Here is a 15,564-nt window from a genome sequence, read left to right on the forward strand (position 1 = left end):
TATGTACATTTATCGCAGTTTCTGCAAGGTTAGTGCTCTGTGCTTAAAAGTAAGAACCACAAACTCCAAAGATAGCTCTTGCTCACTTTTTCAAAATAGGGTAGATCAAATTTTAAGTTATATATAAGATAAATACAAATTTCACATTTTTTGAAAAGTATAAAATTTAACTAATTTTCTTACAAATATTTTTATGTCAAATTTAATGGATAAATTAAAATCATACAAAAGATAAAATCCAAAATAAGCCTATAAATCAATATTTAAATTCATATAAAAGAAAAAATAAGAAAATTAAAATAACAATTTGAAAATTATAGTTTTCAATACAAATATATAAAAAATCTTGTGTTTTACCTTTTAACATATTCATATAAGTATTATGCTTTTAAAATTATCTTTTTAAAATGAAAGTCGTATTTGATTTTTTGAAAACTTACAACATTTAGAAGTAAGTTTTCAAAATTAGAAGTTTTATAAGATTGTAGATTTTAAGCCAAAAGCTCTTTTGCGATCATACTTATGCGTTTTGCTTCAGCACTTGCTCCGATCTCATCTTTTGCCATTTTCATTACAGTGCCTAAATTTTTACCAACTCTTTCAATAATCTTTTTTATTTTCTCTTTAAGCTCTTCATCACTTAGTTGTGCTGGCAAATATGCCTTAATAAGCTCAATCTCGCCCTGCTCTTTTTTAGCCAAATCCTCTCTAGCACCTTTTATATAAAGCTCAACTGAGTCAGCCCTCTTTTTGATCTCCTTTTGAAGCAGTGGAAGTACTACTTCATCAGTCATTTCGATCCTTTGATCGACTTCAACTTGCTTAAGTGCTGCATTTAGCGTTCTTAAGGTATCTCTTTTGAACTCATCTTTTGCCTTCATAGCCTCTTTTATATCAGCTAAAATTTGCTCTCTTATGCTCATTTTCTCTCCTTTAAATTTTTGAAATATTAACTAAAAATTTGTGATAATTTCTTGAAATTTTCCTTGCAGATAGGTCACCCCAACACCTTCTCTAAGCCCATCGTCGATAACTATAAATTTAGCTTCTTGCCCGCTTAGTAGCTCTTTTAAGAGTAGTGTCCCAGCGATGAGCGGATACTTTCTACTTCTTCCAACTGCCGCGTCAGCGCTTTTGTCATCCATCTTTAAAAGCTCATCCACAAACCAAGCAAGATCATCATTTTTAAGCTCAAATCCGCTTACTTTTTTTGGATCATAGTTCTCGTAGTTAAGTCCTAGTCGTAGCGCTGCGATAGTAGTTGGTACGCCAGAAGTCAGCACGATAAATCTATTTTTTAAACTATTTAAAAATTCTCTTGCATCTTTTGTATAAATTTTTGCATTTTCTTGCATTAAATCAAGTGTTTTAAATTTTTCAAAAAATGTAATAATGCCAAATTTAAAGCTCATAAAATTTCCATCTTCACCGATCTCTGAGCTTGCTCCACCGATGTCAATGATACTAAAATTTTCACTGATTCCAAGCTTTTTAAAAGCATTTTGAACACCCAAAAATGTAAGCTTTGCTTCTGCTTTACCGCTTATTAGATGAAAATTTATGCCAAATTTCTCTCTTATCTCGCTAAAAATTTCCTCACTATTTGACGCAACCCTAAAAGCCTCAGTTGCGACTGCTACGCATTTAAATTTATCAAAGTCAAATTTACTTTTAGCCTCCGCTATCGCTTCAAAGAGCCTATTTTTGGACTCATCTGCTATCTTGCCACTTTCATTTAGCCCTCTAGCAGCTCCTACTATATTTTCATAAATTTGCTCGTTACTAAAGCCATTTTCCTCTTTTTTGACAAGCGCTACGCGAAATGTGTTTGAGCCAAGATCGATCGCTATAACCAAAATTTATCCTTAAAAATTTTTGCAGATTCTAACATATGATAATTTAGTATCATTTAAAGTTGAAAAATTCTAAAAACTTTAATATTTTTCAAGATATAATCCCTATCAAAAACCTTATAAGGGGGCTTGATTGCTTCGAGATAACTTATTGGCATTTGTTATTTTTGCAATTTGTAGCGTTGGATTTTTCGTTTGGGGCTATCAGTACATCCCGACAAATAACTACTTTTTATTCTTGATCGCTGGCATGTTTGGTCTTTTTATGGCCTTTAATATCGGTGGAAATGACGTTGCAAACAGCTTTGGCACAAGCGTTGGCGCTAAGACTCTTACGCTTAAGCAAGCTCTCATCATCGCAGCCATTTTTGAGCTTAGCGGTGCTATATTTGCAGGATCAGAGGTTACAAATACGATTAGAAACGAGATCGTAAAATTCCCAAGCGATCTAAACCCGATGAAATTTGTCATCATCATGATCTCAGCCCTTCTTAGCTCTGGGCTTTGGCTATTTTACGCATCCAAAAAAGGTCTGCCAGTCTCAACCACCCACTCGATTGTCGGTGGCATCGTTGGCGCAGGACTTGCTATGGGCTTTATGATAAAAGATCCAGAACCATTTAGCATGGTCTCATGGAGCGAGATCGGTAGGATCGCCGTAAGCTGGGTCGTCTCACCACTGCTTGGCGGCGTGATGTCTTACATAATATTTGGCTACGTAAAAAGTAAGATTATTGAGCCAACACATGAACTTAAAATGAATCTAAAAGCTCTAAAAGCTGAGCGAAAAGCTTATAAAGAAAGCTTCATAAAAGCACTAAAAACAAAGCCGGCTGAGGAGCAAATAGCTACTCTTTCAAAGATTGCAGTTATCGATGAGGACGAGATCGAAACCACTGAATACAGCGAGTATCGCTCAAAAATCCGCATTATGAAAGATAGTGAAAAAGAGATAGATACCTTTAAAGCGATGAAAAAGCATATCCCGATCATCGCTGGATTTGCCGCGATGGTCATCTCATCAATGATGCTTTTTAAAGGGCTTGAGCATATAAATTTAGCCTTTAGTATCATCCAAACCGTCTGGATCATCTTTGTGATTGGGGCTCTAGCATATCTTGCAAGCCTTGCTATCATAAATGTCATGAGCAAAAACGATAGCGAAAAGAGCATCAATAGAATTTTTTCATGGTTTCAAATTTTTACCGCTTCATCTTTTGCATTTTCACATGGTGCAAACGACATCGCAAATGCGGTTGGACCATTTGCAGCCGTACTCGACGTGCTAAAAACTGGCTCTATAAACGAAAGCTCACCGATACCTAGCATCGCGATGGTAACCTTTGGCATCTCGCTTGTCGTTGGACTTTGGTTTTTAGGCAAAGAGGTGATCACCACCATCGGCTCAAAACTAGCTGAAATTTTACCGACAACTGGCTTTAGCGCCGAGCTTGCCTCAAGTATCGTCATACTTCTAGCCACAAAGCTTGGCATACCAGTTAGCTCGACGCATATCCTAATAGGCGCAGTTTTAGGTATCGGTATCGTAAATAAAAATGCAAACTGGAAAATGGTAAAACCAATCATCCTTGCTTGGCTCATCACACTTCCTGCAGCTGCTATCTCATCGGCTATATTTTACTTTGCTCTTGCTAAATTACTAGGCGTTTAGTTATATTTTTAAATAGCTAAACCGCCCTATTTTTTAGATATTTTTTGTATAAATTTTTATATGAAAGCTTGGCAAGTTGATCCAACCTGCCAAGTAAATTTGAAGTTATTTTTTCTTAATGATGATCTTCTCGCCGTCGCTATCGATGGTGATCTCATCGCCACTTTGAAGCTCATCTTTTAAGATCATATCAGCGATCTTATCCTCAACTAGCTCATAAAGCGCTCTTCTAAGAGGTCTTGCGCCATAAACTATGTCAAAGCCAGCTTTTGCGATAAATTTCTTAGCCTCTTCGCTTAAAATTGCCTTGATACCGCGGTTATGAAGAGTTTTTTCAAGCTCTTTAAACATGATCTCAACGATAGAGATTAGGCCTTGCTCATTTAGAGGGTTAAAGATGATAGTATCATCAAGCCTATTTAAAAACTCAGGTTTAAAGTAGTTTTTAAGCTCGTTTTTAACAGCCACATCACGATCTTCGCCCTTTAGCTCCATTATGAAATTTGAAGCAATGTTTGAAGTTAAAATGATGATAGTGTTTTTAAAATCAACCGTTACACCTTTGTTATCAGTCGCACGTCCGTCATCTAAAATTCCCAAAAGTATGTTAAATACATCTTTATGGGCCTTTTCAACCTCGTCAAAAAGTATGACTGAGTAAGGTCTTCTGCGAACTGCCTCTGTTAGCTGACCGCCCTCATCGTAGCCTACATATCCTGGAGGCGCACCAAGAAGCCTGCTCACGCTATGTTTTTCCATATATTCGCTCATATCAAAGCGGATAAGCGCCTTCTCATCGTCAAATAAGAACTTAGCCAAAGCCTTAGCAGACTGAGTTTTACCAACGCCTGTTGGTCCAAGAAATAAAAATGAACCAATCGGTCTTTGACCCTCATTTAGTCCAGCTTTGTTTCTCTTAACAGCACGTGCAAGTGCGTGTAGTGCGTCATCTTGACCGACAACGCTCTCTCTTAGATGCTCTTCGATGCGCAGATATTTCTCTTTTTCGCTTGTTAGCATCTTCTTAACTGAAATTCCGGTCCATTTGCTCAAAATTTCAGCCACAAGCTCTTCATCGACTTGATTTTTAAGAAGCACGCCCTCTTTTTTCATGTAATCCCATTTTTCTTCAAGCTCGTGTTTTTGCTTTTTAGCTTCTGCTATCTTGCCGTATTCTATCTCGGCAGCTTTTTGAAGATCGCCATTTCTTTTTGCTATTTCAGCTTGTGATTTTAAGCTATCTATCTCTTTTGTAGCTTTTGAAATTCCGCCAAAAACAGCTTTTTCATTTTCAAATTTTGTATCAAGTGCTAGCTTTTTCTCATTTAGATCAGCTATCTCTTTTTCGATCTCGCCAAGTCTTTCTTTATTTTTATCCGCATCTTCCATCTTTAGAGCTTCTTTTTCTACTTGAAGCGTTACAATCTCGCGTTTTATCTTTGAAAGCTCATATGGCTCGCTCTCTATTTGCATCTTAAGCTCAGCTGCTGCCTCGTCTATAAGGTCGATCGCCTTATCTGGCAAGAAGCGGTTTGCGATGTAGCGGTCACTTAGCCTTGCTGCGGCAACTAGCGCACTATCTGTTATCGTGATACCGTGGTGAACTTCAAGACGCTCTTTTATACCACGTAAAATTTGAAGTGCCTCATTTACACTTGGCTCTTTGACGTCTATTGGTTGAAAACGTCTTTGAAGTGCTGCATCTTTTTCAAAGTATTTTCTATATTCTTTTAATGTTGTCGCACCAACAGCGTGAAGCTCGCCGCGCGCAAGAGCTGGTTTTAGGATATTTGCAGCGTCCATTCCGCCCTCGCTCGCACCAGCTCCAACTATGGTGTGAATTTCATCTATAAAAAGTATAATATTGCCAGCTTTTTTCACCTCGTCGATGACAGCTTTTAATCTATCTTCAAACTCACCTCTATACTTTGCACCAGCTACGACTGCACTCATATCAAGTGCGATGACACGCTTGTTTGCAAGGCTTGTTGGCACATCGCGAGCCACTATCTTTTGAGCTAGCCCCTCAACGATGGCTGTTTTACCAACACCTGGCTCACCAAGCAAGATAGGGTTATTTTTGCTCTTTCTTATTAAAATTTGCATCATCCTAGTGATCTCTTCATCACGGCCGATGACTGGATCAAGCTCTTTATTTAGCGCTTTTTGCGTTAGATCGATACCAAATTTCTCTAAGCTATCAAGAGTATCATCGCCAGTTTGGCTATCTATCTTTTTACCGCCTCTTATGCTCTCAAGGTTCTTTTTGATCTCTAAGATATCGCAAAATTTGCTTAAAATTTGTTTGATCTCACTAAGTTCAAGAGATGAGATGATCCATGTATCAACAGCTATGTAGCTATCGCCCATACTTACCATCAACGCTTTTGCATTTTCAAGAGAATTTATAAGCTCTCTTGAAACTGAAACATTATCTTTTGTAATGTTTGAGCTACTTGGAAGTGAAGAAATTTTACTTTTTACTTCAAGCTCGACAGCATCTTTACTTACATTCATTTTATTAAACACTTGGTTTAAAATAGAATTACTATCTGCAAGCAAAGCCCAAAAAATATGAAGCGGAACAACTTGCGGATTTTTAGAAAATATCGCTAAACTAATACCTTTTTCAAGAGTTTCTTGCATCTGAGCTGTTAAATTTTCTGTTATATCAGCCATTAAATCTCCTTGGATTATTTTATATGGTCGCCATTATATAACTTTAGTCTTATATTGTCAAGTATTTTTATAATGCTTGTCACTCTTTTTATTTAATTGCTAAAATTTACCGTTATAAATTTTGTATCAAAAACTATCCAAAAGCAAAAATATAAGCTTAAATTTATACTTTTTTTAGCCAAAAGCTAATAGAATTGAGCCAAAAATTATAGGAGAAATTTTGAATAAATTTAGTAGATTTTTTGCACTAAAAATTACAGGTGCTTTGCTTATCTCAAGCGTAGCAGTGAATGCACTTTTTGCAAAGAGTGAAGACGAAGCAAGTGCGAAGCTTGAAGCACTTTCAAAGCTTACAAAAACAATTTCAACCGTTGAAAAATACTATGTTGATGACATTAAATTTAAAGAGATCATCGATAAAGCCATCGCTGGTTTAATGCAAAATTTAGATGCCCATTCAAGCTTTTTAAATGAAAAAGCTTACAAAGATATGCAGGTGCAAACAAGTGGAGAATTTGGTGGCCTTGGCATAACAGTTGGCATGAAAGATAGCGCACTAACCGTTATCTCACCGATAGAAGATACCCCAGCTGATAAAGCAGGTATAAAATCGGGCGATATCATCTTAAGAATAGATGGTAACTCGACTATCGGCACAACGATAGATGAAGCTGTAAATAAAATGCGCGGCAAGCCAAAAACTCCAATAACTATCACAATTTTACGAAAAGGTGAGCAAAAACCATTTGACGTAAAAATAATAAGAGATCTTATAAAGGTTGAATCTGTCTATGCAAAAATGATAGAAAATGACAACATTCTTTACGTGCGTGTCACAAATTTTGATAAAAATGTTGTTACAAAGGTAAAAGAAGCGATCAAAGAATATCCAAAAGCAAGTGGCATCATACTTGATCTTAGAAACAATCCTGGCGGACTTTTAAATCAAGCTGTCGATCTAGTGGATCTTTTTGTAGATAACGGCGTCATCGTCTCTCAAAAAGGTCGCGATGCATCTGAAAATGTAGAGTATAAAGCAAGCGCTAGTAAAACTCTTTCAAAACTACCGCTTGTTGCACTAGTAAATGGCGGAAGTGCTAGTGCTAGCGAGATCGTAAGTGGCTCACTTCAAGATCATAAACGTGCTGTAATAATCGGCGAAAACACCTTTGGCAAAGGAAGCGTTCAAGTAATCCTTCCAATAGACGATACAGAAGCATTAAGGCTAACCATCGCAAGATACTACTTGCCAAGTGGCAGAACCATCCAAGCGGTTGGCGTAACACCCGATGTAATCGTACATCCTGGTAAAGTACCACAAAGCGACGATAGTGCGTTTAGCATCAAAGAAAGTGAGCTAAAAGCGCACCTAAAAAGCGAGCTAAACAAGATAAATCCTACAAGCGAGGGCAATAAAACTGAAGCAAAAGATGATAAAAAGATAATCACGCAAAAAAAAGTTGATGAAGATATTCAATTAAAAACAGCAATTGATACGATCAAAATTTTAAAAATAAAACAATAAATTAGAAGGAGATCTCCATGCAAAAAAGAGAGCTTATTTACGAGGGAAAAGGTAAAAAAATGTATGCCACAGACGATGCAAATCTGCTTGTGGCTGAATTTAAAGACGATCTAACAGCATTTGATGCTCAAAAAAGAGGTAACGAAGCTGGTAAAGGCGCATTAAATAATAAAATTTCAACACAGCTTTTTAAGCTTTTGGAGAGTAAAGGTATCGTGACTGACCTAGTTGAGACTATTAGCGACACTGAGCAAGTAGTCAAAAAATGCGAGATCATACCTCTTGAAGTTGTTGTTAGAAATATCGCAACTGGTTCACTTAGCAAAAGGCTTGGCATAAAAGAAGGCACAGTTCTACCTTTTACTCTTGTTGAGTTTTACTACAAAAACGACGATTTGCACGATCCATTAGTAACAGATGAGCACTGTATCATTATGGGATTAGTAAAGAGCGAAAAAGATCTTCAAACTCTAAGACACACAGCAAGAGAGATCAACTCTATATTATTTAAATTTTTTGCCGAAAGAGATCTAAAACTAGTTGATTTTAAAATAGAATTTGGTATCGACAAAGATGGCAATATCATTTTAGCTGATGAGATAAGCCCTGATAGTTGTAGATTCTGGGATGCTAAAACTAATGAAAAACTTGACAAAGATAGATTTAGACAAGATCTTGGTAGCGTAAAAGTTGCTTATGAAGAAGTTTTAAGAAGAATTTTATCATAAGGACAAAGATGAAAGCTGTTGTAAATATAGCATTAAGAAGTGGGGTCCTTGACCCTGCTGGCAAAGCAGTAGAGCACGCTTTAAATTCTCTCGGATTTAGCGGTGTATCAAATGTCAGGATAGGCAAACAAATTGTTTTAGATATCGATGAGAGTGATAAAGCTAAAGCGAATGAGCAGCTAAAAGTGATGTGCGAAGAGCTTTTAGCAAATACCGTCATCGAAGACTATGAGATCGTGCTATGAAAGTAGCGATAATACTTTTTCCTGGCACAAACTGCGAAGAAGACACAGCTCACGCATTTAAATTACTTGGATGCCAAACACAGATCATTTGGCACAAAGAAGATAAGATTGATGCTGATCTAGTCGTACTTCCAGGCGGTTTTAGCTATGGAGATTATCTAAGAACAGCTGCGATAGCTAAATTTAGCCCAGCGATGCAGGCTGTAAAAGAGCATGCAAAAAAAGGCGGCTATATCTTAGGAATTTGCAATGGTTTTCAGATGCTGCTTGAGCTTGGGCTCTTAAAGGGTGCAATGAGAAGAAATGAAAATTTAAATTTCGTCTCAAAATATCACCACCTAAAGGTAATCTCAAATAACAATAAATTCTTAGCAAATTTAGCCAAAAACGAAGTAGTAAATATCCCTATCGCTCATGGCGAGGGCAACTATTATACTGATGAAAACACTCTAAAAAGCCTTTACGACAACGATCAAGTATTGCTAAAATACTGTGATGCTAAAGGCAACGAAATAAATCCAAACGGCTCAGTCGATAGCATAGCAGGAATTTGTGATGAGAGCAAAAAGATTTTTGGTCTTATGCCTCACCCAGAGCGCGCTTGTGAGAACATTTTAGGTACAGATGATGGTATAAAGATGCTAAAAGGCCTAGTTTGGTAAAACATTTTCTTTTTATCTCCCTACTCGTACTAAATTTATTTGCTGTAAATACCGATGAAGTAAGCGTTTTTGACATGATGGACGAAGCTAGAGAGGATAAATTTGTAAATAGCCCTACTTCAAATCCAAAAACTCAAAAACCGCCAAAAGAACAAGATTTTTCAAGAAAATTTGTATCACCACAGCCAGAGCGTATCACTCCAGAGCAGATGCGAAACATCGTGCCAACAAATGAGCCAGATATTAGCGTCCCAGACAATCAAGTATATGACAATATCAAAGTAAAAGAGCTTCTTTTAAAAGCCACAAACGTACCAAAAAATGTTGTTATAGGAGAAATTTTTAGTGTTGAGATAGTGGCTGATACACAAAATGACTTTGAGTTTGAGTTTGAGACACAGCTTGATGAAACAAATATCAAATGGCTAAATAAGAAAAATTTTCAATGGGTAAAAGGTGAAGACAACAAATATGTAGGTACTTTTTATCTTGAGGCAACAAGCATTGACGCAAAGACTTTAAAAGTTAGCTTAGCCCTAAAAAGAAATGGCGAAAACTATCAAAGCTCAAGTATAAATATCTTTTTACCAAAGCTAAAAGAGCTTAGAAGTGATGAGAATTACAACCACATCGTGGCTGATAATCTTGAAGTTAAGAAATTTAAGACAACAAAATTTGATGATATAAACAATATCATGGTTGTAGAAATTTATGGTAACAACGTAGATCTAAGTGCTTTTAATATAGAAAATAAGACAATTTTAAAGCAAGGCGTAGATACGATAAATGGCGACTTTAACTCACAAAGTGCATATTATTTTGCAGTATTTAAGCCAAACAAAAAATCGCTTGACTTTAACTACTACAACCTAAAAAAGGCTAAATTTGAAAGCTTTTCTTTACCAGTGAGTGTCGAAGATGACGATGTTAGCACACAAATCGGACTAAACCCAAAACAAAGTGAATTTAGCACCTATAAAGATGTCACGATCTACTCTTGTGCGGTAATTTTTATATTATTAGCTATTTGGCGCAGAAGGCTTAGCTACTTTTTCGTAGCAACCATTTTTATAGCACTTGGAATTTATACCTACAACCCTTTTGGTAAGGCTGTTCTAAAACCAGATATTAGCGTTTCTATATTGCCTACAAAAAACTCAACTATCTTTTACACATCCCGTAAAAATGAAAATGTAGAAATTTTAGACACAAAAGGCGACTACTCAAAAATTTTATTTGCGGACGGTAAAATCGGCTGGGTAAAAAAGGATAATCTTGTCAAAAATTAGAGCTTTATTTTTTGCTATTGAGTTTGTTATCAGCGTTGTTTTAGTCGTCTTTTTTATGTGGCTATTTAATAACAAAAATAGAGCCATAAGAAAATTTTGGGGAAGATCGCAAAGGTTTTTTGGTGGATATAAACTTGAAGTGATAGGCAATTTTAGTGACGAGGCAAATATCTTACTTATAAACCACCAAAGCATGCTTGATATCATAGTCATCGAAGAGCTTCACCCAAAAAATGTCTGCTGGATCGCAAAGGCACAGATCGGTAAAATTCCTATAATTGGTAAAATTTTAAGCTTACCAAAAATGATAGCGGTTGAGCGTGAAAATAAACATTCACTAATAAAGCTTTTAAGTGAAGCAAAAGATAGGGTTGAAAATGGTCGCGTTTTAGCCATATTTCCCGAAGGAACTAGATCTCAAACTAATAAGCTTTTACCTTTTAAGGGCGGTGCAAAACTATTAGTTGAAAAGCTAAATTTAAAAGTTCAACCTATCGTTATAGTAGGAAGCGATGCTATGAAAGTAAAAGAATTTAGCTTTAAAAAAGCAGATATCAAGCTCTTTTGTCTTGATTTAGTCGATACTTCAAAAGACAACTGGCTAGAGACGACTAGAGAGAGTATGCAAAAAGTCCTAGACGAAAATAGAAAATAAATTTGGCTTTGCAAATTTACAAAGCCCCCTGCTTCTATATCATTATCTATAAAAATTTGATTTTATATACTAGAAATTTTTATCAATAAATTTAAAAAGGTCTAGCGGGAGCTAGACCTAAAAATATTAGCTTAAGAGGTAAGCTTTCAAGTCCTAAAGACACTAAGTTTTGAATTTAATGCATCTGTCATCTTGTTTAGATGTTCTGCTGCTGAAGCTATCTCTTCGACACTTCTAGCATTTTCAGATGAAATTTGGTTGATATTTGAGATGCCTTCCATGATTTCATTTACATTTTTGCCAGTTGCTATGTAGTCTTGCATAGTCTTATCAGACATTGCTATAGCGTTATTCATTGTCTCACTCATAACATTTATAGTTTTTTCAACGTCGCTTGCCACGTGAGTTAGCTCTTGGATCTGTTTAGAGTTGATACCCATTTGCTCACTGCTATCATTGATCGCTTGAACGATGACATTGATAGTTGCATTTATCTCAGTTAAGCTCTTTTGAGTCCTCTCAGCTAGCTGTCTAACTTCATCAGCAACAACGGCAAAGCCACGTCCATGCTCACCTGCTCTTGCAGCCTCAATAGCGGCATTAAGTGCAAGTAAATTTGTCTGATCAGCTATATCATTGATAACAACAAGAACTGATTTTACCTGCTCGGCATCACGGCTAAGCTGATCGATCTTATCAGCCATTTGATTTTCTACATTAGCAGAATCAATAATCTGCGCTGATAGCGATCTTATAGCTTCAGTTGCCGTTTTTATATGTGTGCTAGCCTTTTGAAGGTCATCTTTGCCAGCTTGAGCTACCGCTAGAGATTCTTTCATATTTTCTTGCATTACTTTACATCTTTGATTTGTCTCTTCTACTATTTCAGTTGATTTTTCTACACGTTTGCCTGTTTGTAGAGATGTAGAACTAAGCTCATTTGCAACGGAGCTATTTTCGCTTGAAAGGTGCTTTGTATCACTTATTAATACCCTTATTCTTTCAATAAAATCATTTATATCTCTACTTATCTTAGCTATCTCATCTTTACCATAAATAGGAATTTTAATTGTAAAATCAGATGTTATCGCATTTAAATTTGTTCCTAGTCTATCGATAGGACTTGCAACCATCTTTTTAAGTAAGAGCATCGAAACAGCTATCAAAAGTAAGGTAACTATGATACTTGCTATGATGAAATTTTTACTAACTACTTTTAGTGGTGTTAAAAAATCATCAGTAACAGCTGAACCTAAAACCATCCAGTCTAGTTTATCAAATGACTCAAAAGCAACTATGCAGTCAACCCCATCAATTATAATAGGCTCAATGCCCTTTCCTTTTTTAACAATATTATCCATAGTAGTTTTTAATTCACTACTTAGCTCTTGATTTGCCTTGGTTGGATGAAAGTCAAATTTACCAGTTTTAGTATTGTAAAGAGAAAAATATCCATGCTTACCAAGTTTCATCTCAGAAAAAGTCTTTTTCATATTGTTTAATCCCTCGGTAGGATCATAACCAACAAATAAAATTCCTATTACCTCGTTATTTTCAATAATAGGATCATAAATACTCATATAGTTGCGTCCAAATAAATTTACAACGCCTATATACCTCTCTTTATTCATGATATTTTTATAGGCTTGACCGTTTTTGTCAATCATCGTACCAACAGCTCTACTACCATCAGCCTTCGTCACCGATGTACTAACTCTTAAAAAATTATCACCCGATTTTGCAAAAATGGTTGAAATTCCGCCTTTTGTAGCTTTATTAAATTTATCCAGAATATCGTAGTTGTTGTTTAAAATACCATTTTGAGATATTAGATCTATCGCCTCGTATTTGTCAGTCTTGCTCATCTGGTGATTAGTTGAAATTTTTCCAATCATCTCTTTAAAAACACTCATTATTAGCTCTGCACTACTTACATTATCTTTTTCAAATAATTTAACCGTATTCATAGCAAGCTGGACGTTTTGTTCTACTGTTGTAAGCACACCATCTTTTATCTCGCGCTCTAAAATATTTGATGTATATACAACAAAACATGTCATAGATACTGCCAAAACCGTAGCAATCGTTGCTGAAACTTTTACCAAAATGCTTCGTAAATTCATTTTGTCTCCTTTTTCCAAAATTTTTCACCTTGATTATAGCACTATTTTAAACAAACTTTATACAAGAATGCATAATTAATAATAATTAATAAATTATCATTATTATTTTATTCATAAATTATAACTTTTTTAAAACCATTTTAAAAATTTGATTTAAAAACCTTGATAGTAATGCTATCAAGGTTAAGTATATTTTTATCACTTTGTGTTATAATCTGCCAAAAATTTTAAAACAAGGAAAAGAAAAATGGCAGATAAATTTGAATTTCAAACCGAGGTCAATGACCTTTTAAATTTGATGATCCATTCTCTTTACTCAAACAAAGAGATATTTTTAAGAGAGCTCATCTCAAACTCAAATGACGCTCTTGACAAGCTAAACTACTTATGCTTGACTGATGAAAAGTATAAAAGTCTAAGCTACACTCCAAGGATCGACATCAAAGTAGATGAGAAAGCTAAGACTTTAACCATCAGCGACAATGGTATCGGCATGGATAAGGACGAGCTTATAGCGAATTTAGGTACCATTGCAAGAAGTGGCACAAAAGGTTTTATGAAAAATTTAAGCGGCGATGCCAAAAAAGATAGCTCGCTGATCGGTCAGTTTGGTGTTGGCTTTTACTCAGCATTTATGGTGGCAAGTAAGATCGAGGTCATAAGCAAACGAGCACTTAGCGACAAAGCCTATAAATGGACATCTGATGCAAAAAGCTACGAGATAGAAGATGCTAAAAAAGATAGCTTTGGAACGGACATCATCTTGCACTTAAACGATGATGAGTTTGCAAATTCTTGGCGTATAGAAGAGATAGTCAAGAAGTATTCAAATCACATTCCTTATCCTATATTTATGGATAAACAAAGCTATGTCGCTCCAAAAGAAGGCGAAAAAGAGGGCACGTATGAGACCAAGAACGAGCAGATAAACAAGGCAAATGCGCTTTGGAGGCTAAATAAAGCCAGCCTAAAAGAGCAAGACTATAACGACTTTTATAAGCAAATTTCTCACGATAGCAGCGATCCTCTCCTTTACATCCACACAAAAGCTGAGGGTAAGATCGAGTACTCAACTCTATTTTATGTACCAAGCACCGAGCCGTTTGACCTATTTAGAGTTGATTACCAAAGTGGCGTGAAGCTCTATGTGAAAAGAGTTTTCATCACAGATAATGCAAAAGAACTCTTGCCGCCATATTTAAGATTTATCAAGGGTATCATTGATGTTGAGGATCTACCATTAAATGTAAGCCGTGAAATTTTACAAGAAAATGCGATCATGCGAAGCGTCAAAGAGCAAAGCGTGAAGAAAATTTTAAGCGAGCTTGCAAAGTTAAAAGATAACGACCGCGAAAAATACATAAAATTTTACAAACTATTTGGCAAGGTTTTAAAAGAGGGGCTTTATGGATTTAACGCTGAAAAAGAGCAAATTTTAGATCTTTGTCTATTTAAAAGCTCAAAAAGAGATGGACTAATCAGCCTAAAAGAATACAAAGAGGCAATGAAAGAGGATCAAAAGTCGATCTACTACATCAGTGGCAACAACGAAAATATGCTAAGAAATTCGCCACTTCTAGAGAGCTTTAAGAAAAACGACATAGAAGTGTTAATAATGGATGAAGAGATCGATACGATCGTTATGCCAATGGTCAATGAATTTGACAAAACACCTCTAAAATCAGTCTCGCACGCTGATATAAATGATGAGATAAAAAGCGATGAAAAAGTAGACGAAAGCAAAGTTGCAAATACGCTTGTTAAAATGAAAGAAATTTTAAAAGATGAAGTCAAAGATGTAAGACTAAGCTCAAGACTCTCAAGCTCGGCTGCGGTGCTAATTTATGATAAAAACGATCCCGATTATGCTATGCAAGAGATGCTTAAACAAATGGGACAAAGCGCAAACGCTCCAAAAGTTAAACCGATCTTGGAAATCAACGCTGATCATGAAATTTTTGCAAAACTTGAGAAAAATGAGGCGATGGTTTATGACATAGCGCCTTTACTTCTTGATATGGCAAGGCTAAATGAGGGCATGAGCCTAGAAAATCCTGCTAAATTTTCAGAATTACTAACGAAAGTCATGTTAAAAGCTATCTAATTTTATAAAGCCCAAGAGAAATTTTGGGC

General features: G+C 35.8%; 11 protein-coding genes and 2 pseudogenes. 8 read left to right on the top strand and 5 right to left on the bottom strand.

Annotated elements, in window-relative coordinates:
- Positions 1 to 491: 491 nt before the first annotated feature.
- Complete coding sequence (locus CVT17_RS04865) at positions 492 to 923, bottom strand: GatB/YqeY domain-containing protein (protein WP_107770347.1); 432 nt, start codon at positions 921 to 923, stop codon at positions 492 to 494.
- A gap of 30 nt (positions 924 to 953) precedes the next feature.
- Entirely contained in the window at positions 954 to 1,856 is a 903-nt protein-coding gene (locus CVT17_RS04870) for a disulfide bond formation protein DsbA (RefSeq protein WP_107770346.1), read from the bottom strand.
- Between the two features lie 130 nt (positions 1,857 to 1,986).
- Here CVT17_RS04870 and CVT17_RS04875 point away from each other — a divergent pair, with 130 nt between their 5' ends.
- On the top strand, positions 1,987 to 3,525 hold the full coding sequence (locus tag CVT17_RS04875; protein WP_107770345.1) for an inorganic phosphate transporter: 1,539 nt from the start codon (positions 1,987 to 1,989) through the stop codon (positions 3,523 to 3,525).
- A gap of 105 nt (positions 3,526 to 3,630) precedes the next feature.
- On the opposite strand, the gene CVT17_RS04880 is transcribed toward CVT17_RS04875, so the two are convergent.
- Positions 3,631 to 6,204, bottom strand: a complete 2,574-nt coding sequence (locus tag CVT17_RS04880) for an ATP-dependent Clp protease ATP-binding subunit (protein ID WP_107770344.1) — start codon at positions 6,202 to 6,204, stop codon at positions 3,631 to 3,633.
- Positions 6,205 to 6,412: 208 nt separating this feature from the next.
- On the opposite strand from CVT17_RS04880, the gene CVT17_RS04885 reads away from it, so the two are divergent.
- Genes CVT17_RS04885 through CVT17_RS04910 form a run of 6 tightly spaced genes read left to right on the top strand, consistent with a single transcriptional unit; the run spans position 6,413 to position 11,308 of the window.
- On the top strand, positions 6,413 to 7,729 hold the full coding sequence (locus tag CVT17_RS04885; RefSeq protein WP_410369078.1) for a S41 family peptidase: 1,317 nt from the start codon (positions 6,413 to 6,415) through the stop codon (positions 7,727 to 7,729).
- 17 nt (positions 7,730 to 7,746) lie between these two features.
- Positions 7,747 to 8,457: a phosphoribosylaminoimidazolesuccinocarboxamide synthase gene (purC, locus tag CVT17_RS04890; protein WP_021091373.1), complete on the top strand. Its 711-nt coding sequence runs from the start codon at positions 7,747 to 7,749 to the stop codon at positions 8,455 to 8,457.
- Positions 8,458 to 8,465: 8 nt separating this feature from the next.
- Positions 8,466 to 8,702 (top strand): phosphoribosylformylglycinamidine synthase subunit PurS, encoded by a 237-nt coding sequence (gene purS, locus CVT17_RS04895; protein WP_021091323.1) that lies wholly within the window; start codon positions 8,466 to 8,468, stop codon positions 8,700 to 8,702.
- Positions 8,699 to 9,364 (top strand): phosphoribosylformylglycinamidine synthase I, encoded by a 666-nt coding sequence (gene purQ / locus CVT17_RS04900; protein WP_107770343.1) that lies wholly within the window; start codon positions 8,699 to 8,701, stop codon positions 9,362 to 9,364. The genes purS and purQ overlap by 4 nt, the downstream gene beginning before the upstream one ends.
- Positions 9,358 to 10,653, top strand: a complete 1,296-nt coding sequence (locus tag CVT17_RS04905) for an SH3 domain-containing protein (protein WP_107858754.1) — start codon at positions 9,358 to 9,360, stop codon at positions 10,651 to 10,653. The genes purQ and CVT17_RS04905 overlap by 7 nt, the downstream gene beginning before the upstream one ends.
- On the top strand, positions 10,634 to 11,308 hold the full coding sequence (locus CVT17_RS04910) for a lysophospholipid acyltransferase family protein (RefSeq protein WP_230853327.1): 675 nt from the start codon (positions 10,634 to 10,636) through the stop codon (positions 11,306 to 11,308). Before CVT17_RS04905 ends, CVT17_RS04910 begins: the two co-directional genes overlap by 20 nt.
- 146 nt (positions 11,309 to 11,454) lie before the next feature.
- Here the strand turns inward: CVT17_RS04910 and CVT17_RS09570 are convergent.
- Positions 11,455 to 12,507: pseudogene (locus CVT17_RS09570) on the bottom strand (methyl-accepting chemotaxis protein); the annotation flags it as partial.
- Positions 12,508 to 12,534: 27 nt separating this feature from the next.
- Positions 12,535 to 13,431, bottom strand: a pseudogene (locus CVT17_RS09575) (Cache 3/Cache 2 fusion domain-containing protein); the annotation flags it as partial.
- A 247-nt stretch (positions 13,432 to 13,678) separates the two neighbouring features.
- Between CVT17_RS09575 and htpG the strand changes: the two are divergent.
- Positions 13,679 to 15,535, top strand: coding sequence for a molecular chaperone HtpG (gene htpG, locus CVT17_RS04920; RefSeq protein ID WP_107858751.1), 1,857 nt, complete (start codon positions 13,679 to 13,681; stop codon positions 15,533 to 15,535).
- The last annotated feature ends 29 nt before the right edge of the window (positions 15,536 to 15,564 follow it).

It is taken from the genome of Campylobacter concisus, from assembly GCF_003048775.2.
Lineage (GTDB): Bacteria > Campylobacterota > Campylobacteria > Campylobacterales > Campylobacteraceae > Campylobacter_A > Campylobacter_A concisus_I.

Coding starts and splice junctions, on each gene's coding strand:
- purC (WP_021091373.1), top strand. CDS start 7,747: ATGCAAAAAAGAGAGCTTATTTACGAGGGAAAAGGTAAAAAAATGTAT.
- htpG (WP_107858751.1), top strand. CDS start 13,679: ATGGCAGATAAATTTGAATTTCAAACCGAGGTCAATGACCTTTTAAAT.
- purS (WP_021091323.1), top strand. CDS start 8,466: ATGAAAGCTGTTGTAAATATAGCATTAAGAAGTGGGGTCCTTGACCCT.
- CVT17_RS04880 (WP_107770344.1), bottom strand. CDS start 6,204: ATGGCTGATATAACAGAAAATTTAACAGCTCAGATGCAAGAAACTCTT.
- purQ (WP_107770343.1), top strand. CDS start 8,699: ATGAAAGTAGCGATAATACTTTTTCCTGGCACAAACTGCGAAGAAGAC.
- CVT17_RS04865 (WP_107770347.1), bottom strand. CDS start 923: ATGAGCATAAGAGAGCAAATTTTAGCTGATATAAAAGAGGCTATGAAG.